Annotated in this window: 20 protein-coding genes and 3 riboswitches; of the genes, 15 read left to right on the top strand and 5 right to left on the bottom strand. The window is 57.8% G+C overall.

All coding sequences use genetic code 11. From position 1 onward, the window contains the following. The first annotated feature begins 80 nt into the window (after positions 1-80). Positions 81-190: riboswitch (cobalamin riboswitch) on the top strand. A 90-nt stretch (positions 191-280) separates the two neighbouring features. From CLOEV_RS13085 to CLOEV_RS16180, 7 genes are read left to right on the top strand one after another with little or no spacing between them, the layout of a single operon-like run. Continuing rightward, positions 281-1189 carry an ABC transporter substrate-binding protein gene (locus CLOEV_RS13085; RefSeq protein ID WP_051485093.1) on the top strand — a complete coding sequence of 303 codons (909 nt, stop codon included), beginning with the start codon at positions 281-283 and terminating at the stop codon, positions 1187-1189. Beyond that, on the top strand, positions 1183-1971 hold the full coding sequence (locus CLOEV_RS13090) for an ABC transporter ATP-binding protein (RefSeq protein WP_051485094.1): 789 nt from the start codon (positions 1183-1185) through the stop codon (positions 1969-1971). Before CLOEV_RS13085 ends, CLOEV_RS13090 begins: the two co-directional genes overlap by 7 nt. Continuing rightward, complete coding sequence (locus CLOEV_RS13095) at positions 1971-2948, top strand: FecCD family ABC transporter permease (RefSeq protein WP_034444261.1); 978 nt, start codon at positions 1971-1973, stop codon at positions 2946-2948. Before CLOEV_RS13090 ends, CLOEV_RS13095 begins: the two co-directional genes overlap by 1 nt. Before the next feature lies 1 nt (position 2949). After that, positions 2950-3735 carry a cobamide remodeling phosphodiesterase CbiR gene (cbiR, locus tag CLOEV_RS13100; protein ID WP_034444262.1) on the top strand — a complete coding sequence of 262 codons (786 nt, stop codon included), beginning with the start codon at positions 2950-2952 and terminating at the stop codon, positions 3733-3735. A 6-nt stretch (positions 3736-3741) separates the two neighbouring features. After that, the gene (locus tag CLOEV_RS13105; RefSeq protein ID WP_008710086.1) at positions 3742-4374 is read left to right on the top strand and encodes a MotA/TolQ/ExbB proton channel family protein; all 633 of its coding nucleotides are present in this window, start codon (positions 3742-3744) and stop codon (positions 4372-4374) included. Then, positions 4355-4744, top strand: a complete 390-nt coding sequence (locus tag CLOEV_RS13110; RefSeq protein WP_034444264.1) for an ExbD/TolR family protein — start codon at positions 4355-4357, stop codon at positions 4742-4744. The genes CLOEV_RS13105 and CLOEV_RS13110 overlap by 20 nt, the downstream gene beginning before the upstream one ends. After that, the gene (locus CLOEV_RS16180; protein ID WP_051485095.1) at positions 4741-5490 is read left to right on the top strand and encodes an energy transducer TonB; all 750 of its coding nucleotides are present in this window, start codon (positions 4741-4743) and stop codon (positions 5488-5490) included. Before CLOEV_RS13110 ends, CLOEV_RS16180 begins: the two co-directional genes overlap by 4 nt. Positions 5491-5622: 132 nt before the next feature. On the opposite strand, the gene CLOEV_RS16585 is transcribed toward CLOEV_RS16180, so the two are convergent. The 3 genes from CLOEV_RS16585 to CLOEV_RS13130 form a co-directional block, all read right to left on the bottom strand. Further along, positions 5623-6651, bottom strand: coding sequence for an energy-coupling factor ABC transporter ATP-binding protein (locus tag CLOEV_RS16585; RefSeq protein ID WP_034444266.1), 1029 nt, complete (start codon positions 6649-6651; stop codon positions 5623-5625). Between the two features lie 49 nt (positions 6652-6700). After that, positions 6701-7396: an ABC transporter permease gene (locus tag CLOEV_RS13125; protein ID WP_034444268.1), complete on the bottom strand. Its 696-nt coding sequence runs from the start codon at positions 7394-7396 to the stop codon at positions 6701-6703. Between the two features lie 94 nt (positions 7397-7490). Beyond that, positions 7491-8342, bottom strand: a complete 852-nt coding sequence (locus CLOEV_RS13130) for an ABC transporter substrate-binding protein (RefSeq protein ID WP_008710078.1) — start codon at positions 8340-8342, stop codon at positions 7491-7493. Between the two features lie 83 nt (positions 8343-8425). Then, positions 8426-8546: riboswitch (molybdenum cofactor riboswitch) on the bottom strand. Between the two features lie 204 nt (positions 8547-8750). Next, positions 8751-8868, bottom strand: a riboswitch (molybdenum cofactor riboswitch). Between the two features lie 95 nt (positions 8869-8963). Here CLOEV_RS13130 and CLOEV_RS13135 point away from each other — a divergent pair. From CLOEV_RS13135 to CLOEV_RS13165, 7 genes are all read left to right on the top strand, one after another. Beyond that, positions 8964-9647, top strand: a complete 684-nt coding sequence (locus CLOEV_RS13135) for a metallophosphoesterase (protein WP_156938432.1) — start codon at positions 8964-8966, stop codon at positions 9645-9647. A 25-nt stretch (positions 9648-9672) separates the two neighbouring features. After that, positions 9673-10707: a hypothetical protein gene (locus CLOEV_RS13140; RefSeq protein ID WP_008710074.1), complete on the top strand. Its 1035-nt coding sequence runs from the start codon at positions 9673-9675 to the stop codon at positions 10705-10707. A 440-nt stretch (positions 10708-11147) separates the two neighbouring features. After that, entirely contained in the window at positions 11148-12641 is a 1494-nt protein-coding gene (locus tag CLOEV_RS13145) for a sodium-dependent transporter (RefSeq protein ID WP_034444272.1), read from the top strand. 304 nt (positions 12642-12945) lie between these two features. After that, positions 12946-14310, top strand: coding sequence for a Trk system potassium transporter TrkA (trkA, locus tag CLOEV_RS13150; RefSeq protein WP_232196865.1), 1365 nt, complete (start codon positions 12946-12948; stop codon positions 14308-14310). Further along, positions 14307-15758, top strand: a complete 1452-nt coding sequence (locus tag CLOEV_RS13155) for a TrkH family potassium uptake protein (RefSeq protein WP_008710067.1) — start codon at positions 14307-14309, stop codon at positions 15756-15758. Before trkA ends, CLOEV_RS13155 begins: the two co-directional genes overlap by 4 nt. A 222-nt stretch (positions 15759-15980) precedes the next feature. Then, positions 15981-17684, top strand: coding sequence for an adenosylcobalamin-dependent ribonucleoside-diphosphate reductase (locus CLOEV_RS13160; RefSeq protein WP_051485096.1), 1704 nt, complete (start codon positions 15981-15983; stop codon positions 17682-17684). 177 nt (positions 17685-17861) lie between these two features. Further along, positions 17862-19538, top strand: coding sequence for a DNA polymerase (locus CLOEV_RS13165; protein ID WP_051485097.1), 1677 nt, complete (start codon positions 17862-17864; stop codon positions 19536-19538). 36 nt (positions 19539-19574) lie between these two features. On the opposite strand, the gene CLOEV_RS13170 is transcribed toward CLOEV_RS13165, so the two are convergent. Together CLOEV_RS13170 and CLOEV_RS16190 are read right to left on the bottom strand one after the other, a co-directional pair. After that, positions 19575-20186, bottom strand: a complete 612-nt coding sequence (locus CLOEV_RS13170) for a class I SAM-dependent methyltransferase (protein ID WP_008710062.1) — start codon at positions 20184-20186, stop codon at positions 19575-19577. Positions 20187-20276: 90 nt separating this feature from the next. Further along, positions 20277-20738 carry a helix-turn-helix domain-containing protein gene (locus CLOEV_RS16190; protein ID WP_050805870.1) on the bottom strand — a complete coding sequence of 154 codons (462 nt, stop codon included), beginning with the start codon at positions 20736-20738 and terminating at the stop codon, positions 20277-20279. A 170-nt stretch (positions 20739-20908) separates the two neighbouring features. Between CLOEV_RS16190 and CLOEV_RS16195 the strand changes: the two genes are divergently transcribed. Then, the gene (locus tag CLOEV_RS16195) at positions 20909-21973 is read left to right on the top strand and encodes a GGDEF domain-containing protein (RefSeq protein WP_051485098.1); all 1065 of its coding nucleotides are present in this window, start codon (positions 20909-20911) and stop codon (positions 21971-21973) included. Positions 21974-22013: the final 40 nt, after the last annotated feature.

Below are 22013 nucleotides of genomic sequence, written 5' to 3' on the forward strand. Positions count from 1 at the left end.
ACAAAGTACCGACTGCCCGAATAGACAACCGCCGCGCGTGTGTGCCGCATTGGCGGATATGTGTTATTATTATCAACAGTTTTTAATATCAAGCCTCCGGCGCGGGGGAATGCGGTGCGATCCCGCAGCGGCCCCGCCACTGTGACCGGCAACGGAAGTCAGGATACCTGCGCGGGGGGAAGCGGATGTTATGCGCGGGCGTTTTTCATCCTGATAACTGAAAAGTTTAAGGGAGCCTCGGGCTCCCTTTTATTTTTTCCCAAAAAGGGGTTTTGTTCTCTTGAAGGCAGCAGCTTTTTTTCGTCTCTCTCTGATTATTTCTCTCATCCTGACGATCGCCCCCGGCGCGGAGGCGTTTCCCAAAAGGATAGTCTCGCTGACACCGGTCGGCACCGAGATACTCTTCGCGCTCGGACAGGGGGACAACGTCATCGGCGTGACAAACTTCTGCGACTACCCGCCGGAGGCGCTCAAGAAACCCAAGATCGGCGGCTACGCCGAGGTAAACTTTGAAACGCTGCTCTCAAAAAAAGCCGACCTTCTCGTGCTTCAGGATATGCACCTGCAGTTCCGCGACGATTTGAAAAAACTGAAGATACCATACGTGGTCGTGCGGCAGGAGAGCATCGCCGACATCTACGGCTCGATCGCCGAGCTCGGAAGGATCTGCGGCGCGCAGAAAAAAGCCTCCGAGCTGACGGCGAAGATGAAAACAGAAATAGAGGCGATCGTCTCAAGGGTAAAGGGACTGCAGGCCCCCTCCGTGCTGCTCTGCGTCTCGCGCGAGCTTTCGGAGAAGCGGATCTCCGTTTTCTACGCGGCTGGAACAAAGACATTTTACAACGAGCTTATTACGCTTGCGGGAGGGAAAAACGTCCTGTCCGGCGAAAAAAGCGGTTCACCCTATCCTAAAATATCACAGGAGGGACTTGCCGCCATCAACCCAGAGGTACTCATCGACCTCGTCGGCGAGCGGACCTTCTACCACTCAATGGAACACATCGACCTCGACAAGGTCTTTGACGAAAAAAATCTGCGGGGACAATGGCTCGCGGGCGCCAAGGTCAAAGCCGTGCGCGGCGGTCGCGTGACGGTCCTTGACGGCACCGTCTACCTGCGCCCCGGGCCGCGCCTGCCGGTTATCCTCAAGGCTTTTGCGAAGGCCGTCCACCCGGAGGTGAAATGGTGACCCCGCTCCTGGAGGCACGCGGCCTTTCATACACCGTCGGCGGGCGCGCCGTGCTCTCCGACATCTCTTTCTCCGTCGGCCGCGGCTGTTTTCTCGCCGTCATCGGCCCCAACGGCGCGGGAAAGAGCACGATGCTCAAATGTCTCGGCGGCCTGAACCGCGGCGCGTCGGGCGAGGCGGCGATCGAGGGGCGCGCCATAAGCCGGATGACGGAGCGCGAGAGGGCGCGCCGCATCGCCTGGCTCCATCAGAGCGGCGGCGACTCCCTGCCCTTCACCGTCCGCCAGTTCGCAATGATGTCGCGTTATCCGTGGCGGCCAGTGCTCAGCGGCGAATCGGCGGAAGACCGCCGGATCGTGGACGATGCGCTGGCCCGCGCGGGAGTCAGGGAGCTGGCAGAACGCAGCCTCTCCACGCTCTCGGGCGGCGAGCGTCAGCGCGCGCTGCTTGCCGCGGCGCTCGCGCAGGGTACCGACATACTCTTCCTCGACGAACCGACGAGCTTTCTCGACTATCGTCAGCAGGTGGAGATGATGGCGCTCGTCGAGAGCATCAACAGGGACGGCATGACGGTGCTGATGGTGACGCATGACATAAACCTCGCGCTGCATGGAAGCGGCGAGGTGCTCGCGATAAAGGATGGACGCGCCTGCTGGCACGGCGCAACGGACGAACTGCTGGGCGGCTCTGTGCTCGCGGATATTTTTGACACCGGCTTTGAGTTTTTATGCCGCGAGGGACAGCGGCGTCCCTACGCGGTACCCAGGGGGTTCGTCTTCTGATGAATAAAAAAACATTCCTGCTGCTGATATTATCCGCCGCCGTCCTCTGCGGCGCGCCCTTCGTCGGCGCGCACTCGCTCTCGTTCTCCGACATCTTCGGCGGCGCGGACAACCCCTCGGCGCAGATATTGTGGGAGCTTCGCATCCCGCGCGTGCTGCTCGGCTGGCTGATCGGCGCGACGCTCGCCGTCTGCGGCCTCATCTTCCAGGCGCTCTTCCGCAACCCGCTCGCCTCACCAGACATGCTCGGCGTTTCGATGGGGGCGGCCTTCGGCGCGGTGCTCTACATAAGGCTCGGCCTCGCCCTCTCCATCTTCGGGCTGATACAGGGGATCTCTGTCGCCGCCTTTCTGGGGGCGTTCCTCGCGATATTGGCGCTTTACATCGCGGGCAGCCTGCGGCGCGGCGGCATGTCGCTCGCCTCTCTGCTGCTGGCGGGCGTCGCCTTGAACTTCCTCTTCGGGAGCCTCAATATGATAATTCAATACAGCGGCGGCTACACCGACACCTTCCGCATGATGCGCTGGACGATGGGCGGCCTCCAGACCGTCGGCTTCGCAGCCTCATGGGCCTCGCTGCCGGGGCTCGCCATGATCCTGCTCATCGGCTGGCTCACGGGACCGCAGCTCGACCTCTTCGTCTGCGGCGAGGAGATGGCCGCAAGCCGCGGCGTCTCTGTCAACGGACTGCGCAAGCTGCTCTTCCTCTCCGTATCGCTCGTCGTCGGCATCAGCGTCGCCCTAAGCGGCCCCATCGGCTTCGTCGGCCTCATGTGCCCGCACATCTGCCGCCGGATCGCCGGCAGCGGCCACCGTGAGCTGTCGGTCACCTGCGCCCTCTTCGGGGGCGCCTTCCTCGTGATCTGCGACACCGCCGCCCGGCTCCTCTGGTCTCCGGCGGAGATACCGGTGGGGATAATCACCTCCTGCCTCGGTTCGATATTCTTTCTCTGGCTGCTCATAAAAGGAGGACGTTAGGATGAAAAAGCTAAACTTTCCCGGCGTAAGGCTCGGCGGCACCTCGTGGGTCGTAGAGGGTAGCTTCGCCGACAACCTGCGCGAATTATCGCGCGAGGCGCGGGACATGCAGTTCGTGCTCTTCGATAATAAATACGGCGTCAACATTCCCTCAAAGGAGGAAGTGAGCTGGCTCGCGGCGCTGAAGAACGAACTGGGGATGAGCTGCACCGTCCATTTCCCGCATGACATCTGCCTCTCGACAGAACCGGCGGAGCGCGTCCGCTGTGAAGACTCCTGTCTGCGTATAATGGAGCTCTTCGCGCCGCTCGATCCCTTCGCCTGGATACTCCACCTCGACGGGGAGCAGTACGGCGCATACCCCAGCGCCGACATGGAGGGGTGGCTCGAAAAGACGCGGCGTTCCGTCGCGCGGCTTGCCGCGGCCGCGGCGGACAAAGAGAAAATCTGCGCGGAGACGCTGGATTACAACTTCCGCCTCGTATACCCAGCGGTCGCCGAAAACGGCATCTCTGTCTGCCTCGACGTCGGACACCTAGTGCGCTACGGACACCCCGTGCTCGAACAGATGGAGGCATATCTGCCCGTGACGCGCGTCATCCACATCCACGGAGTGAAGCCGGACGGCACAGACCACGTGGACATGAGCTGGTTCGACGCGGAGCTCTTCCGCGAAATTCTGAAAAAACTTGGCGGGGACAGCAGAGAGCGTGTAATGACGCTCGAAGTCTTTGAAGACGGCTATAAAAAATCTCTAAAAGCGATAAAAAAGATGATGGGGGAGTAATAACTCATGTTGGAGTACATGAATCAGGGCGGAAGCATCATGTGGATAATCGGCGCGCTGTCGCTTATCGCGGCCGCCATCGCGGTAGAGCGGGTGATCTTTTTCCATAAGGCCTCCGTCAACCCGGAGAAACTCGAGACCGCTTTCGGCAAGGCGATGTCGGAGGGGGACTTGAAAGAGGCATGGCGTGTGGCGGAATCCTCCGACAGCTCCATGAACCGCCTCTTCAAAGTGACGCTGGCCCATTGGGACATCAGCACAGAGGACATGAAACTCCTCACGGAACAGCAGGTGCGCCGCGAAATATATCGCTGGGAAAAACACATCTACGTGCTTGAGATGATCGGCAAGATCGCGCCGCTGCTCGGCCTGCTCGGGACGGTCCTCGGCATGGTCGAGATGTTCCAGTCGCTTCATGTGGGCGGCCAGATAAACGCGGCCACAGTTACGGGCGGCATCTGGAAGGCGCTCTTCACGACCGTCGCGGGCCTGACGGTGGCCATCCCCACGATATTCGTCTACGGACTGCTCAACTCGCGCATCGACAACGAGGACGAGACCCTCAGAAGGGGCGCCGACTTTCTCCTGCGCGAACATATAGCCGCCGGCGGCGATAAAAATGTCGGGACGCAGAAATAGACGCCACGCGGAGATAGACATCACTCCGCTCATCGACGTCCTCTTCATGCTGATAATATTCTTCGTCCTCACGGCCTCCTTCGTGCAGGGCAAACTTGACGTTCAGCTCCCCTCAGGCGAGGGAAGCTCCGCCGACACACAGGGGGCGGTGATCGTCACCGTCGCCGCCGACAGAAAAATATTCTGGGACGGGCGCGAGGTGACGCGGGTAGAGCTTAAAAAACTTGCCGCCGAATCGAAAGGCCGTGAAATGCTGGTCGCGGGAGACGAAAAGGTCCCCTACGGCGACATCGCGGGGCTGCTCTCGCTGCTGCGTAAAGAGGGAGTCACCTCCGCCGGCCTCATGCTTTCGGGAGAGGGAGCGCGATGACCCTTCTCTCCGGCGAACGGGGTCGATGGACGGCGGCGCTGCTCATCTCGCTGCTCATACATTGTGCTCTGTTCTTCGTCTTTGGCGGCGCAAAGACAGAAAAAGAGCCGGAACCGATAATGAACGTGAAACTCGTATTCGCCCCCGCCTCCCACGGAAACAGCGGCGGTGGCGACGGCGGGAACCAGGGAAAGGAAAAGGTCAGGCCGCAGCCTCAAAAAGAAAAGCCGGCGGCACCCGTATCACAAAAAGTCCCGGTGAAAAAAAAGAAAGAGACACCGATAAAAGAGATCTCCGCGACCCCGGCAAAGAACAAAGAGATCGCCGCACCGGCGGAGTCTCTTACAGGCGTCCCGGATGAAACGGCGGCGGAGGCAGGCGGCGGAAGCGGAGGAGGGAGTGGCGCCGGAACGGGAACTGGCTCAGGCAGCGGAACCGGTTCTGGCTCAGGCTCAGGTCCGGGCATGGGCCCCGGCAGCGGCGGCGGGATCGCCGACGTCAACACGCTCGAAGTGACGCACAAGGTACTGCCCGACTACCCCGCCTTCTCGCGCAAGCGCAGAGAAGAGGGGACCTCCGTGATCGTCGCCGCGGTGGAAAATGGCCGCGTGCAGAGCGCCGAAATAGAAAAGAGCAGCGGCTACGACCGCCTCGACAACGCCGCGCTGCGCGCGGTGAAGGAGTGGCGTTTCCGCCACGACGGATATATTCGAGTAAGGGTTCCTTTTATCTTCAAAATAAGGTAAATCGGCGTTTATAAGCGCGATTTGCGTCATAACTTAGGGCTCTGGCGTCCTCGCCGTATTAATATACGGCTCCGGTTCCAGAGCCCAAAGTTATTTAGCAACTCGCACTTCTAAACGCCGATTTACGCCGATTTACAAGATCCAGCGTACAGCGGAATAAGGAAACGTCAGATAGACCTCCTGCGAGGGGAATAGCCCCAGGCGGTCCAGCTCCGCCGCTTCCACGCGCGTTTTTATCACGTTCCCGCCGACCTCCGTCGAAACCAGCACCGAGCCTGTGGCGCGCTCCAGCGTCATCTGCACGATACGGCCGCCGATGACGTTCACTTCATGCGCTGTCCGCGGCCTGCCGGCGGCGATGCGCACGTCGGCTGGGTTGATCATCGCCGCGTTCGCTCTTACCGTCTGCGGCGGATAGGCAAACACCGCCTGCCCGTCGGTAAATTCCCGCACCATGCAGCCTCCTGAATTGTTCCACTTGCCCTGCAGGAGGTTTTCCGCGCCGCTGCCTACGACTTGGCCGCGATAGAGGCTCACGATGTCGGTGGACATCTCGTAGAGCCACGCGAGGTCATGTGTCGCCACGATAACGGCGGCGCCGTATTCTTTCGCCGCGCTGACGGCCGCCTCCATCACCAGCTGGGCGCTCGCCTCGTCGACATTGGCGGTCGGCTCGTCGAGCAGCAGGACGCGCGGGCGGAGGGCCAGCCGGGCGGCGAGGGCCACGCGCTGCGCCTCTCCGCCGGAGAGCTGATACCAGGCCCGCTTGGCGAATTTTTCCGGATCGAGCCCCACCTGTATCAGGCTTTCGTTTACCCGGACCTTTATATCGGGAATATTCCCGCGCAGTTTCAGCCCATAGGCGATGTTTTCATAGACGGAACGGTTCAGCAGATAGGAATCCTGGAGCATATATGTCACTTCGCGGCGGATCGCCTCTTCACGCCCCTCCGCCGGACGGCCGTCAAATATGATGCGGCCGCTTTTGTATGGGATAAGGAAAGAGAGCACTTTGAGCAGCGTTGATTTGCCGCTGCCGTTGGGGCCGACGAGGCCGGTTATGCCCGAGCTCCTTATTGAAAGTTCCGCGATGTCGAGGGCCGGCTGCCCCTTCCCATAGCTTTGTTTCAGATCATGTATTTCGTAAAGCGGCGAGCTCATCCCGGACGCTCCTCCTTCGCACCGTCTATCTCCGGTATTTTTGTCTGTTTCAGTTTTGCGTCCTGCGGCGCAGGAAAGTCAGCGAAATGTTGAGAATGAGCGATATCAGTATGAGGATCACGCCGAGGGCGATGCCGAGGGCAAAGTCTCCCTTGCCGGTCTCAAGCGTGATCGCCGTGGTTATCGTTCGCGTATGCCATTTGATGTTGCCCCCGAGCATCATCGCGGAGCCGACCTCGCCGACGATGCGGCCAAAGGCCGTCAGCGCGGCGACAAGGACAAGAAAGCGCGCCTCCCACAGGCTCGTCATCGCGAGCCTGGTCCCCGAGGCCCCGAGCGTCATCAGCGTCTGGCGAAGCCGGTCGTCAAGCCCCTCGATCGCCGTCGCCGTGTAGGCCGCCACTATCGGCGTCCCCAGGATGATCTGTCCGATCGCCATGCCTTTGACCGTAAAGAGCAGATCCCAGCCGCCGAAGGGGCCCCGCCGCGATATGAAGGCGTAAACGAGCAGGCCGATGACCACCGTCGGCAGGGCGAGCAGGGTGTCGACTGCAGTGCGGACGCAGCGCTTGCCCGGAAAATCGAAGTACCCGAGAATGAAACCCAGCGGCAGCCCCATGAGCAGTATTCCGCCCATCGAGAGCGCCGTCAGCCGCAGCGTGGTGAAAAGGATGTTCATAGTCTCCTCGTCCATTGAAAAGAGGAGCCTGAAAGCCTGTATAAATCCTTCAACTATGAAATCCATCAGATCAGTCCTTATCTCGTGTTTTACATAATTCGGGCGGACGCTTCAACGTTTTCGTCCGGCGTCCGCCCGTTATGCCGATTATATCGATTTATTAATGTCCGGAACGGATCTCGGCCTCGGGGAAGAAGAGCTGCTTGCCCTCGACCTTGAAGTTCGCGATATCTTTCTGCACCTTTGAGGAGGTGATCCAGTCGATGTACTTGAGCGCGAGATCGTACTTGGCGTTCGGATGCTTCAGGGGGCTGACCGCCATGACGCTGTACTTATTGAGCAGCTCGGGGTCGCCCTCGCAGACTATCACGAGTCCCGGCTTGCCTTTGAGTCCGGCCTCGTATTTAATGAAGGTTCCGCGGTCCGTAAGCGCGTAGCCGTTCTGCTCGTCGGCGATGTTGATCGTCTTCAGCATTCCCTGGCCGGTCTGAACATACCATTTCGCCTTGTCGAAATCCTTCACTCCCGCCGCCTTGAGGAGGCTCAGCTCCGCCGTGTGCGTGCCTGATTTGTCGGCGCGGCTGACAAGCGGCTGTCCCTTCTTCGCGATCGTGGCCAGAGCTTCCGTGACGGGCTTGCCCTTTACGCCCGCGGGATCATTCGCGGGGCCGATGAGGACGAAGTCGTTGAACATGACCTTGCGGCGGTTGGCTCCGGCGCCTTCGGCCATGAACTTGTCCTCCTGGGACGGCGCGTGGGTCAGCACGACGTCGACGTCGCCGTTGCGGCCATACTCAAGAGCTTTGCCGGTTCCGACCGAGACCCACTGGATCTCGATGCCGGTATCCTTAAGAAGAATGGGAGCGAGATAATCAAGCAATCCGGTGTTGTCCGTGCTGGTGGTGGTCGCCATCCTAAGCACGGGGGCCTTTGCCGTCGCGAGCGAGCCGAAGGCAAGCAGGCAGACGACGAGAAGCAGCGCGATAATGGAGCCTTTCCTGTTGATACGCATGGGTAAAAACCCTCCTCGTGAGATTTGTGTTGCATTACAACCTATGCTCAAAACCCGCGGGACGGAGAATAAAAGACGAAAGCGGCAAACTTCCGCGATCCCCTTTCCGCAACGGGAGACGGCCCCGTTTCCAGGACCGCCCTAACGACCGCCCTCCATAGCCGCCAGGCCGCAGGAGAGGCAGTTTCAGGGACGTATGCAGGCAACATACGCAGAACATTCGCGCGATAAAATCCGCGCCGCGGTTATTGTACACTATTTCATGCGTTTATTTCAACAAATAAAAACAAGGGAAGACAAGGGGCGTTGGGGTCGCCCCTTGCTTAAGTGGAGATTTTGTGTGTCTTTAAGCCTCTTTACGATAAAAATAAAAGGGCCGTCCCCTTTGTATAGAGTACGGCCCATAACAGATTCATCAGCCGTTCTCCTTTCCAAAGGGAGGCTGCCTCGTTTCCCAGGCAACCCTGTCGGCCTGAAAGCCATAGATCTTTTCCGTAGGCGTACAGGCTCGGAGAACCATAATTTATTTTATCATCGGGCTTATGGTACAATAAAGGAGATAAAAAGGCAAGGTCTTCCGTTCGGAATTACTAAAAATTCTTTTGAAACAAAAAAGAGGCGATGAAGATGGCGACACTGCGCATACCACCGAATATCCCCAAGCCGACGCTCCAGGAGATGCGGGAGTGCCCGATCATCAAGCAGTTTGACGACCTCGGCATCTGGTTCGGCATCAATCCGCCCTGTATCGACGCCAAGGAGATGGTGCTGCATCTATCCGACACCCCCTACACCATATATCCTTACCTGCGGCGGGCGCTGCACCGGCTGAGGCCGGCCTGGATCGTCCACACGGGTGATTTTGTGGACAACGTAAAGCTCGAGCAGCGTCCCGGGATGCTCGACCTGTATCAGAAAAGGGTGAAGGATTTTCTCTCCATCTTTGAAGAGGAGGATTACGGGGCGATCCTCGTCACAGGCAACCATGACCACGTCCCTACCCTGCTCGAGGAGCCGCACAGCGCCTCGGTTCAGGTCTGGACCGGCCCGGGACGCTTCTCGCTCGGACAGTTCAGCTTCAGCGCGGGGCACACCTACGAGGATGTGAGCGGCGAACCGGCACAGTACAATTTATACGGGCATAATCTCGAACATACCTCCGGCTGTACCGGGGAGGGGCGGATGTATCTCAACGGCCTGCAGTCGATGTACCTGATCCACATACACACCGGAGAGGTGACCTCCATCCCCTATCCGCCGGGAACGGACAGCGCGCGGCTCCAGCGCAAGCGCGTCTCATTATAAATTCATTACGGAGGAGGCAGTATAAATGATATCGCTGGCAAGGACAGGACCCGAAAGTATCGCGATGAAACTTTCCTCGGAGGTCTCCGAGATACGCCACAAGCTCGGAGCGTGGGGAACGCCGATCTCGCTCGACGCCGAAGGCGCGCTTCGGAGATACGGGCCGACGCGGAGGCTCGTGTTTCTCACCGCCCCCGCCGAAGACGGCGGGGAACTCCGCGAGACCTATGTCTCCGAAAATCCGCTGGAGCTGTTCCTCGCGACGCTGATAAACAGCCGGATGACCGGCGGCGTGGAAAGCGTTACGATGATGCCGGGCTATATCATGACGCGTCTGATGGGAGACATCGAGCGCGGCATCCGCGCGATACAGCGTGACATCGGCGGCGAGATAATAGACCGCGACCCCATATTCCGCCCGGATATACCGGGAACCTCCTCTATCATATACTTTACGCCGAGGTCGCTTGCGAAGACCATACCCATCGACGACATCTACGAAAAGGCGCTGGTAATCAATACGCGTTCAAAGGGGGCGATCGTTCAGTTCCTTTCCGTACACGGCATAGAATATCTGGGAGACGCGCTCGGCACCCCCGACTGGAACGACGTTGAAATAAAGATATGCGACTCCGACGGCCTGTTCGATCTTCATCGCCAGAGGCTCCTCACCGTGACCCAGGGGATGCAGATAGGGATCGTGCTCGAGGAGAAGTGGGAGCGCGAACAGGCTCTGACGCGGCGGACTATCCCCGTCTACATGATGAAGCTCTATACGCCGCTGGAGATCCAGGCGATCAAAAAGCTCGCGATGGGGCTGGAATATAACGACAGGGGCCAGCGCTTCGTAGACTTTGACGTCTATCACGGCGACCGTAAGATCTCGGCCTTCACGGAGCTCGAAAAAAATCCCGGCAAGACACGCAACGATATAGGCGTCATGAACCGTAATGAGATACTGAAAAGCATCGACATCGATTCGATAAACGAATTGATACGGCTGGAGGCCGAGATCGACAGACAACGCAAGCGCCCTGTGGGAGCGACAGCGGACGCGTAATTATCGATAAATTAGATATTTAATAGCTATATTTTAATGATTTCCGCCATGTATTGAAAAAACTCCGCTGGCGGAATTTTTTGTTCTCTATATCTTTATTAAAATCTTTAAATTATTTGCTACCAAAAGACAAAAATACGAATTTTTATTGAAAATTCAAGATAATAACAGCCCTTAATTTCATTTATGCTCCATTATTATCAATAATAATTCTAATTTGATTAAAAATTTGACGGCTGATATTTTAATTTTTTTATTATTGTAATGTATTTTAAAGTATGGTAAACTAAAACAGCATTATAAATGCAGCTTCTAATTATTCAATATTTAATTATAAAAAGAAAGGAGAGGGCGTCTTCATATCAAGACCATCGTAGGTATGGGCGCGGAGGGAAATATCATAATTTTTATTATCACATTATAGAAAGCGAGGTATATGTATGGCTGAAATCAAAAAAGGCGGAGAGCAATTCTCAAGCCGCTGGGGACTTTTGTGTACTATACTCGGTATGGCGGTGGGCACCGGAAATATCTGGCGATTCCCGCGCGAAGTTGCCTCCAACAACGGCGGAGCTTTTATCCTTATCTGCTTCCTGGCACTCTTTATCTGGGCCGTCCCGCTCATCTGCGCCGAGTCCGTCTTCGGAAAGAAGACCCGCATGGCGAACGCCGGGGCTTTTAAAGCGCTTTTGGGAGAGAAATATGCCTGGGTCGGCGCGTTTTGCGCGATGGTATGCATCATGCTCGGATGCTACTACGTCGTCGTCCTCGGCTGGGTATCAAAGTATTTGGTCCTGATTTTCACGGGATTTCTTGACGCGGTACGGGCGGGCGGAACAGATTTCGCCACGGAGTTCTTCAAGGGCTTCGCGACGACGGCTCCCGCCTATGAGGCCTGGGCCTGGTTCGCCTTCGCCATCGCGCTTTCCGCGGTAATCATCTTCCGCGGCATTCAGGGCGGTATCGAGACGGCGAACAAGATCATGATCCCCGCCGTATTCATCCTTCTCGCCGCGCTCCTCGTACGCGTCGTGATGCTCCCCGGAGCCTGGAAGGGCTTCGAGTATATGTTCCATGTGGACCCCAAGGACTTCCTCAATCCAAGGATCTGGCTGGCGGCCTTTACCCAGGCGGCCTGGTCGTCCGGCGCGGGCTGGGGCATGTTCCACGTCTACTACGTCTATGCCGCGAAGGATGAGGACATCGAGCTCAACTCCTTCACGGTGACATTCGGAGACATGGTCGCGGCCATGCTCGCCGGTATGGTCGTCCTGCCCGCCGTCTTCGCCCTCTCGCCTGACCCTCAGGCGGTCATGAAGGCCGGAGCGAACGGGCTTACCTTCGTCCACCTGACGAACCTTTTCGCCCACACTTCGGGCGGATTCATCATGGCGGTGCTCTTCTTCCTCGCCCTCTTCTCGGCGGCCCTCTCGTCGGTCATCGCGATGCTTGAGACCGGCACGCGCAACCTCATCGACATGGGCTTCTCCCGCGTCAAAGCGACGATGTGCGTCGCGATCTTCTTCCTGTTTGTCGGCTCCTTCTCGGCGCTCGACAACAGGGTATTTGAAAATCAGGACATGGTCTGGGGCGTAGGACTGCTCGTCGTCGGGCTCATTTACTCGCTGGCTTCGCTCAAGTACGGCGTGGACAAGCTCTGGGAAGAGGACATCAAACCCTGCTCGGATATCAACGTCAAGTGGATGTGGAGCTGCATCAAGTTCTTCCCGTTTGAATTCGCCTTCGTCTGGGGATGGTGGATGTGGGACGCCGCGTCGTGGTATCCGGGAGAGTGGTTCAAGTTTTGGCCGATCACGAAGTATCAGTACACCCCCGGCTCGATGGTCGTCGAATGGGGCATCATCGCGCTGATCTGCCTGATGCTGAACGGTTTCATCTCCAAACGTCTCGTCCATTCCAATAAGATCGATTAACGGCACCGCGGCAAAGGAGGATTTTTAAATGTGGCAGGCTAATATGATTCTTTGTATCGCCATCGGTTTTGGCTGTTTCATCTGGGCCATAAAAAAGACAATGAGCGCTGAGAGCAAGAAAAAATAGGTAAAAGGCATCCCACTCAAGGGAGGGCGGAGGAGCTGCATCTCCGCCCTCCCTGTTTCAGCGCCCTCAAACGGCGAAAATTGCCGGCAAAGACTTGTAAAATCTCCAAACTATCGTAATATACTTATCAGTTTTAAGAATCAGCTCCTGAAAGGACGGAGATCCATTTTGCGCATCGTGCTTGTCGGGGCGGGCGAGGTCGGATACAGCGTAGCGAAAAACCTTTCGTCCGACGGACATAACATAATCATCATCGAGGACAGCGAAGAGAGGGCCGATAGAGCCGAAAGCTCGCTTGACGTAATGGTGATTCGGGGAAACGGCGCCCGCCCGAGCGTACTCGCAAAGGCGGGGATAAAAGAGGGAAACTCCGACGTCTCTATGCTCATTGCCTGTACAAATAAAGATGAAGTGAATCTCATGGCCTGCTGGATCGCGAAAAGGATGGGCGTGCCGCATGTCATCGCGCGCGCCGTCGGCCTGGAATTCACCGACAACGAGGGCTGGGCGAAAGACCTCGGCATCGATATGCTGATCTCCCCCGAGCGATCCGTCGCGAAGGAGATAGAGGAGCTGCTGGAGGTACGCGCCGCCATACACGCGAATGAGATCGCCGGCGGGCGCGCGGGCATATATGTCTTCCGTATCGCGCAGGATTCCCCCATCAAGGGGCTCCCTCTTTATGATATACGCAAAAACAATCCCAAAATGATCATGCTCGTCGTCTGTATCAGGCGGGGAGAGCATTCGTTCGTCCCCAAAGCCTCGGATGAGCTTCAGGCGGGAGACCTTTGCTACACCATGTGTTACCGTTCGATGGTCTTCGATATCGAAGGGCTTTTTCAGCCTTCCAAGTCAAAGAAACTCAAGCGCGTCTTCATCGTCGGAGCCGGCAAGGTCGGTTATCAGACCGCGGCCAGGCTCATTTCACATATCCGCGGCATAGACGTGCGCCTTGTCGACGAGGACCGCGCCAAATGCGAAAAGCTGGCCCGCGAGCTGCCGGGGGCGATGGTGCTGTGCGCAAACGGCTCGGACACGGAGTTCCTGCTCTCCGAGGGCATCGCCGAGGCCGACGGATATGTCGCGGCGACCGAACACGACGAGACGAACCTCATGCTCTCGGTGCTCGCGAAGACTCTCGGCGTCTCCAAGAGCATCGCGGTCGTACGCCGGCCAAACTATCTCGGCATGACAAATCATATACCGGTCGACGCCATCGTCAACCGCAACCAGACGCTCGCGGACGTCATTACGCGCAGCGTCCGCTATCCGGGCTCGTCAAGGGTGCTGACGGTGCTTGAGGAGATCAGCGCGGAGGCTGTCGAGATAATGATCTCTCCCGACTCCCCCGCCGCCGGCAAAAGCCTCATCGATCTCAAGATGCCGCCGGGCTCCCTGATCGGGCTGCTTGAGCGTGGAAACGAGATGCTGATACCCACCGGCGGCACGATACTCAAAGCCGGCGACAAGGTCGTCCTGTTCGGAACGGCGGCCGTCATGGATACGGCGATGCTCCCGTTCGGAGAGGATAAATCTTGAATTACAGGATCGTAGCGCGTTTTCTCTCGATACTTGTATTGACGATAACCGCCTCGATGGCCTTTCCGCTCGCCTGGGCGCTGAAGGACGGCACGGACGACGTCCGGGCCTTTCTGCTCTCGGCGCTGACCGGGCTGGCAATGGCGGCGGCGCTGCACGTCGTGGGACGCAGCGCCTCAAAAGACGAACTGGGGACGCGTGAGGCGATCGCGGGCGTCGCTTTCGCCTGGGTGGCGGCCTCATTGCAGGGGTGTATGCCCTATATGCTGGGCGGCTATATCCCCGCCTTCACCGACGCCTACTTTGAGGCGATGTCCGGTTTTACGACCACCGGGGCCACGATCCTGCGGGACGTCGAGGCGGTCCCGCGCGGCATACTTATGTGGCGCGCGCAGACGCAGTGGCTTGGCGGCATGGGTATCGTCGTCCTCGTCATCGCGATGCTGCCGCTCTTCGGAGTCAACATGACGCAGCTCTTCAAGGCGGAGAGCCCCGGCCCCAACCTTGAAAAAACAAGCCCGAGGATCACCGACATGGCGATGATGCTCTGGAAGGTCTACATGGGGCTGACCGTTATCGGCATCGTCCTGCTCTCCCTGGGAGGGATGTCGGTCTATAACGCCATCGCCCATATTTTCGCCGCCGTATCGACGGGGGGGTTTTCCACCCATAACGCCAGCGTGGCCTTTTATGATTCCGCGTATATAGATTACGTGCTCACATTTATAATGTTTTTTTCAGGCGCAAATTTCAACCTCCACCTCGCCGCCATCCGCGGAAGGACGCTTCGGCCCTACCGTGACGCCGAGTTCGGCTTCTACGCCGTGATCGTGGTCTCTTCCGTCCTGATGATCTGCGCCGTCCTGATCTGGCACGGGGCATACGACGACTTTATCGCGGCGCTGCGTTACGCCTCTTTTCAGGTCGTCAGCATAATAACCACGACCGGCTTCGTCACCGCGAATTACGCGCTGTGGCCGATGTTCACCCAGCTCCTTCTGCTTGCCCTCATGCTTGTCGGCGGCTGCGCGGGTTCTACCGCGGGAGCGATCAAGTGCGTGCGTTTCCAGGTCGTCATCAAGGAATCGATCGCGGAGCTGAAAAGAATGATCCATCCGAACGCCGTCGTCGCGATATTCCAGGGCAGGAATACGGCAAGCCCCTCAATGGTGACTTCAGCGGCCAGTTTCATCGCCATATACTTCATAATATGGGGAGCCTCGGCGCTCGCCGTGAGCCTGAGCGGACACGACATCGTTACGTCCATCAGCGCGGTGGCGGCCACGCTGAGCAACGTCGGCCCCGGACTGGCGGACGTCGGCCCCGTCAGCAACTTCGCAGATCAGAGCACGTTCGCGAAATGGGTATACACCTTCGACATGCTCTGCGGACGCCTTGAGCTTTACACGGTACTGGTCCTCTTCACCAGAGACCTCTGGAAGAAATAGGACAAGGCGCCGCTTCTCATAAGCGGCAAGCCGTGCCTGAATTGGGTAAAAATTTATCCACAAAGTTAATCACACTATCGCTAGTGTTTTGTGGATAAGATGTCAATATATATAGTGTATTTTACCTTCCCAATCGGCGGATTTATGTTATTATAGACAAAGGTTGCGGGAAAACCGCACCGCCAACTTTTAACTATGCCTTTATCTTGGAGGTTTGTCATAATGATCATAAAACCGGCTTTCAGCCCATCAGCTAAGGATATTTTGCGTGACCGCTACCTGTGGCGCGACGAAGAGAGAAACCCCGTGGAAAAACCGGAGGAGATGCTCGAAAGAGTGGCTAAACACGTCGCCGGGGCGGAATCCAGCCTTGCCATGCAGTACAAATGGGCGGATGAGTTCTATGATGTGATGGCGAGGCTTCTTTTTCTGCCAAACAGCCCCACGCTCATGAACGCCGGACGTCCCGAGCCCCACGGCCAGCTTGCAGCCTGCTTCGTCATCGGAGTGGAAGACTCGATGGAGAGCATCTGCGAGGCGCTGCGCAAGCAGATGCTGATACACAAAAGCGGCGGCGGCACCGGCTTCAACTTCTCAAAGCTCCGCAGCGAGGGCGCTAAGGTCAACAGCACCAACGGCCGCGCCTCCGGCCCGGTCTCGTTCATGGGACTCTTCGACAAGGCGACGGAGACGGTACAGCAGGGCGGCATGCGCCGCGGCGCCAATATGGGCATTCTCAACATCGACCACCCGGACATCAGGAAGTTCATCCATTGTAAGGACAAGGACGGCACGATAACGAACTTCAATATCTCCGTTGGCGTCTTTGACGGCTTCATGGAGAAGGTCCAGAGCGACCCGCACGGCGAAGAGGCGGCCCTGCTCGCGGAGATCGCCGACTCGGCCTGGCGCACCGGCGACCCCGGGATAGTGTTCCTTGACGCGATAAACCGCGGCAACACCACGCCCAACCTCGGGGAGCTGTCAAGCACCAACCCCTGCGGCGAATCCCCGCTTTACCCCAACGAAGCCTGCAACCTCGGCTCGATAAACATCGCTAAGATGGTAAAGGACGGAGCTTTCGACTATGAGCTGCTGGGAGAGATCTCGGCGGTAGCGACGCGCTTCCTCGACGACGTCATCGACGTCAACCACTATCCGCTGCCGGAGATCGCCGAAGCTGTGAAGCTGACGCGTAAGATAGGACTCGGAGTCATGGGATGGGCGGATCTGCTCTTCCAGCTCCGCATTCCGTATGACAGCGGGGAGGCCCTCGAACTGGCGGGAAACATCATGCGGACGATCCAGCAGCGGGCGCACGAAACATCGGTGGCTCTCGGCGAAGAGAAGGGCGTTCCTGAGACGCTCGCGCATCTTGGACGCCGAAACGCGACGCTCACATGCATCGCGCCTACAGGCACGATAGCGCTGCTCGCCAACTGCTCTTCCGGCATCGAACCGCTTTTCGCTCTCGAACATACGCGCGTGCGCACGCAGATAGACGGCACAAAGGTGATCATGAAGCAGGTGAACCGCTACTATGAACAGGCCCGGAAAGAGGGGCTCCCTGACGAGGTCATGAAGAGAGTCTTCGTAACCTCTCACGACGTGCCGCCCTCGGCGCACGTCCGCATGCAGGGCGTCTTCCAGAGATATACGGACCTCGCCGTCTCAAAGACGGTCAACCTGTGCCACGAATGCGGCGTCCGGGACGTGCTCGACGCCTACACGCTGGCCTGGAAAGAGGGCTGCAAAGGCATTACGGTATACCGCGACGGATCGAAGTCAAGCCAGGTGCTCTACAGAAAAGAGGACGAGGAGAAGGCGCGGAATGAGGGCACGAACAGTGACGCGCCAAAAGGCGCGCCGGTGCCGGTCATGACGGCGGCGGCAAGACGGCGTTTCGTGCTTAAAAGACCTCAATAGGCGGCGTTTTAGCGCGCAGCCGATCGATAACGTTTGATCCCCGCGCCGCGGCCGCTGCGCGGGGATTTTTTGCGGCGGGCCCCATGTGAGGACCGCCGCCGCGTTCCTCTTTTTTCAAATGTTGTATTCTCTGAGGCCTTACGTTATAACTATGTTATGAAAACCGGGGGGATGGCAATGCGCGGAACGGACGAAATGATCTCCGCTCAAGAGGAATTTCTCTCACGTATGGACGAAGCATGCCGCCAGAAGGTGATCGGCGTCAGGCTTGAGCCGACCGGTCCCGACCCGCGCCGGGACATGATCGGCACCATACGTCTGGCGTGGGGGGATATCACGCTGTCCCTCGACTGCCTCTCCATGCTCCCCGCCGGGCTGACGCCGCTGCGTAAGGCTCTGGAATCGCCGGCGGTCAAAGTCTTCCACAATGCCGGGACCGAGCTGCAGTTTCTCATGGCGGCCGGCATCAACCCCACGAAAATATTCGACACGGCGCTCGCCGGACAACTGCTGTCGGAAAGCGGCCATCTATACTCCGAGCTTGACGAACTGGCAGGGCGTTATCTGCCCGGAGAATCCGTGACCGGCAAAGCGGATATTTTGCTGCGCCTGCGCGAGGCGATGATCAGCCTTTTAAAACGGTACCGCCTGGTGGAGGTGGCTAAAATAGAATTTGACTGCGCGATAAGCGTAGCCCAGATGGAGTTTCACGGCATCATGCTGGATGTCGCGGCATGGCGGGACCTGACCGCGGCGGCAGAAATAGAAAAGCGGCAAGCTCTGGAGGCGCTTCGAAATTTTACCGGACAGCGGCCGACGCAGACGACACTGTGGGGAGAGGCCGGCTTCATGGAAGAGAACTTCGACAGCAACGCCCATATACTGTCGCTGCTGCGCGGCCACGGCATAAAGGTCGAAAACACCGCGAAACCGGCGCTGGCCGCCCACCGTTCGCATCCGCTGGTCGCCGCGCTCTCCCGCTACCGCGCCGTCGCCAAACAGCTATCGACCTACCTGCGCCCCCTCCCCAAGATGCTCCATCCAAAGACCGGCAGGCTGCACCCTCAATATAGCCAGATCGCCGCCTGGACCGGCCGTATGAGCTGTTACGCGCCGAATATCCAACAGATACCGCGAGGCGGGGATTTCAGAGAATGCTTCGTCGCGCCCGAAGGACGCCGCCTGCTCATCGCCGATTATCCCCAGATCGAACTGCGTGTCGTCGCGCAGATCACGCATGAGCGGCGGATGATAGATGCCTATGCGCGGGGACTGGACCTGCACGGCCTGACGGCGTCGCTCATACTGGGCAAAACGATGGAATCTATAAGCGGGCAGGAGCGGCAGTACGCGAAGGCCGTCAACTTCGGCCTGATATACGCGATGGGGGCCGAAGGGCTGCGCCTCTCCGCGCAGCAGTCTTACGGCGTGGCGATGACGCATGAACAGGCGGCGGATTTTCGCAGGCTGTTTTTTGAGGCGTACCCGGCCATCAGGGATTGGCATACCGCACTCGCCCGGCGGCGGTCGCCGGAGGGAAGGACTCTGACCGGCAGGAGATATTCTTTTCCTAAATGGTACGGCCTCCCGGCCCACAGCAACGCGCCGGTACAGGGGACCGCCGCCGACATCCTCAAAAGAGCGCTGGGCGGACTGGCGGTCAAATTGGCGGGGACCGACGCTTTCATCGCGGCCGCGATCCATGACGAAATCATTATGGAATGCCCGCAGGAAGAGGCCGAATATTACGGCGCGGTCCTAAAAAGGGAGATGGAAGAGGCCGCGGACTCCATCCTGCCGGACGTGCCCACCAAAGTTGAGGTACGCATCGCCGGGAACTGGTCGGAAAAGTAACGAAAAGAACGCCGCAGGAAAACGAGCTCCCGAAACCTATTTCGACCTTCCAATGACGCAAAGACGCCCGTCATCTTCCGAAATCACTTCCGTCCCGATAAAGCCGGCCTCCTCGAACAGGGCCCGCAGTTCGTCGCCGCCGCGAACTGTCATTCCTTCGACAATGCCGGTCCAGCAATTATTTTGCGCGTCGCTCTGATCGTTTACCACCATAAAGAGCCCGTCTTCCCTTAACACCCGCCGGACCTCACGCAGTGCCGCCGCCATATCCTTCCAGAAATATACAGTCTCAAATGCCGTGGCCACGTCGAAAAAACCGTCTGAAAAAGGTATCTCCTCGGCGCTGCCATACTTTACCTGGCACCGCCCCTCGGCGATATATTCACGAACTTTTTTGCGGCTGCATTCGAGGCTGCATTCTGAGATATCTATTCCGCAGACGGTACCGCGAGCGGCCAGCTTCGCCAGCCTCAACAGGTTGGCTCCGCCGCCGCAGCCTATATCAAGCACATTGGCTCCGGCCGGTATCCTTATCTGCGACAGCCCCCACTCGGAAAGCGTGCCGTGGCCGGCATTCATGCCGTGAAGCATCAATTTCCCCAGGACGCCCTGCGGTTTGCCGCAATTTTTGAACAAAGCTTTGAGCATAGGCCCCATCTCCTTCACAAATACTAGTTAGCAAACGCTAACCAATATTATAGCACAAAAAACATATTGCGCGCCCGGCACGGGACAATATCAGGAGAGCGCCCGGCGGCACTGTTTTTCGAGCATATTACGGCAGGAGTCCAACAGAAGCAGCAGCATCTTTCTCTCCTGCGGCGGGATGTCACAACCTGGGAGCGATAGATAATGTTGCAAAGTGACAAGCAGCATGACGGGGGAAGGCATGGCGTCCGCGCAGTCCGGCTCTTTTTCATCTCCGCCCGCAGGCCGCGCGGAAGGCGCAACTTCGGAGCGATGCCGCTCGTCATTCTCTCCGAGCATAAAGGCAACGCTCGTATCAAATATCTTCGCAAAATAAAGGAGCATCTCTAAGGAGGGACTTTTACGCCCCTGCTCTATCTCCGAAAGGTACGACTGGGCAACGCCTACTCTGCGGGCAATTTCTCCCTGCGAAATATCGCCTCTCAGCAAACGCACGCGTTCTCCGATTATTTTCTTTATATTGTTGTTGACGTCGCTTTTTGATCTTCCCATAGCTCTTGTATAGACCATTAAAGCGTTTTTAACAAATCGCAAATAACGATTTTTCTCTTATAGCGATTGACATTTAATCGCAATTATATAAAATCATATTATCGGAGTCATTACCGGAAAGCAAACTCCATATAATATCGTCGCAAAAAACTACGGCAGGTGGCGCATCCATGAAGAAAAAGTTACAAAAGGCCGTTAAAGCAGACGAATTCACCGTCTTTGCAGAAGATATAAATGAGAAAAACCGCCAAACGCTGGTAAACATCAGCACAGCCGGCGCGCTGCTGGGGCCGCCGGCTCTCTTCGCGGGATTGCTTTTTCACGGATCGTGGGGCCCGGCGGAGACCGCCTGCGCCGCGTGGCTGCTGGCGTCGTTTTTCACCATGTTTGCCTTGAAGCGCCGCAAGGACCTGGCCGCGCGCGGCGTGCTCCCCGCACTCTATTTCTTTATTTCAGTGACTTTTTTCATTTTCGCGGCCGCCGAAGTCCGCTTTCGGGCAGGCGGTTCAGGCAGGATGGCCGGAGCCGCCGCGGTGTTGCCGTTTCTTCTTCTAGACAGGCCGCTGCGCGTATGCCTCTTTACAACGGCGGCCTGTGCGCTCTCCTGCCTTCCGCACGCGGCCTTAATGGGCCCGGCGGCGGCAAGCGACGCCGCCGGCGTTCTGATGGCCGTGGCCTTTTCCTGCCTCGTAAGAACAAGGAATATTCGGGAAAAACTGGCTGACATCAGGTCGAAATACGACATCATCGCACAGCGCGACACCGATCCATTGACAGGTCTCATGACCCGTTCGGCGGCGGAGAATCTGATAGAGTCCCACCGGCGGCACGGCAGCGGGAAAGGCGTGCTCTTCATCGTCGACATAGACCGTTTCAAAGAGGTGAACGATACCTTTGGACATATAAAGGGAGACAGGATATTGTCCGAGACCGCGGCTTCGATCAAAAGATGCTTCCGTGAAACTGACTTGGCCGCCAGATTCGGCGGAGACGAATTTATCGTCTTTGCGAAGGAAACCACCGATATCGCATGGATACACCGTCAGGCAAGGAGGCTCAACGAGGCGGTCTCGCGCGAGATCGATATTGACGGGAGGTCGTTTCGCGTTTCGGCAAGCATAGGGATAGCAAGTCTTGACGGCGGGCAAAGTTTGGAGACGCTGTACGCGCGGGCTGACAAGATGCTCTATCAGGCAAAAAAAGGAGGAAGAGGCGGATATCGGATGTATGAATAAAATACGGGAACAGAAAGGCTTCATCAGCACAGTAAAGAGC

The sequence above is a fragment of the Cloacibacillus evryensis DSM 19522 genome, from assembly GCF_000585335.1.
In the GTDB taxonomy this organism is placed as follows: domain Bacteria; phylum Synergistota; class Synergistia; order Synergistales; family Synergistaceae; genus Cloacibacillus; species Cloacibacillus evryensis.

Bases quoted from the DNA above. Each gene is read 5' to 3' on its own strand.
- CLOEV_RS13090 (WP_051485094.1), top strand. From the start codon at position 1,183: ATGGTGACCCCGCTCCTGGAGGCACGCGGCCTTTCATACACCGTCGGC.
- CLOEV_RS13095 (WP_034444261.1), top strand. From the start codon at position 1,971: ATGAATAAAAAAACATTCCTGCTGCTGATATTATCCGCCGCCGTCCTC.
- cbiR (WP_034444262.1), top strand. From the start codon at position 2,950: ATGAAAAAGCTAAACTTTCCCGGCGTAAGGCTCGGCGGCACCTCGTGG.
- CLOEV_RS13105 (WP_008710086.1), top strand. From the start codon at position 3,742: ATGTTGGAGTACATGAATCAGGGCGGAAGCATCATGTGGATAATCGGC.
- CLOEV_RS13110 (WP_034444264.1), top strand. From the start codon at position 4,355: ATGTCGGGACGCAGAAATAGACGCCACGCGGAGATAGACATCACTCCG.
- CLOEV_RS16180 (WP_051485095.1), top strand. From the start codon at position 4,741: ATGACCCTTCTCTCCGGCGAACGGGGTCGATGGACGGCGGCGCTGCTC.
- CLOEV_RS16585 (WP_034444266.1), bottom strand. From the start codon at position 6,651: ATGAGCTCGCCGCTTTACGAAATACATGATCTGAAACAAAGCTATGGG.
- CLOEV_RS13125 (WP_034444268.1), bottom strand. From the start codon at position 7,396: ATGGATTTCATAGTTGAAGGATTTATACAGGCTTTCAGGCTCCTCTTT.
- CLOEV_RS13130 (WP_008710078.1), bottom strand. From the start codon at position 8,342: ATGCGTATCAACAGGAAAGGCTCCATTATCGCGCTGCTTCTCGTCGTC.
- CLOEV_RS13135 (WP_156938432.1), top strand. From the start codon at position 8,964: ATGAAGATGGCGACACTGCGCATACCACCGAATATCCCCAAGCCGACG.
- CLOEV_RS13140 (WP_008710074.1), top strand. From the start codon at position 9,673: ATGATATCGCTGGCAAGGACAGGACCCGAAAGTATCGCGATGAAACTT.
- CLOEV_RS13145 (WP_034444272.1), top strand. From the start codon at position 11,148: ATGGCTGAAATCAAAAAAGGCGGAGAGCAATTCTCAAGCCGCTGGGGA.
- CLOEV_RS13160 (WP_051485096.1), top strand. From the start codon at position 15,981: ATGATCATAAAACCGGCTTTCAGCCCATCAGCTAAGGATATTTTGCGT.
- CLOEV_RS13165 (WP_051485097.1), top strand. From the start codon at position 17,862: ATGCGCGGAACGGACGAAATGATCTCCGCTCAAGAGGAATTTCTCTCA.
- CLOEV_RS13170 (WP_008710062.1), bottom strand. From the start codon at position 20,186: ATGCTCAAAGCTTTGTTCAAAAATTGCGGCAAACCGCAGGGCGTCCTG.
- CLOEV_RS16190 (WP_050805870.1), bottom strand. From the start codon at position 20,738: ATGGGAAGATCAAAAAGCGACGTCAACAACAATATAAAGAAAATAATC.
- CLOEV_RS16195 (WP_051485098.1), top strand. From the start codon at position 20,909: ATGAAGAAAAAGTTACAAAAGGCCGTTAAAGCAGACGAATTCACCGTC.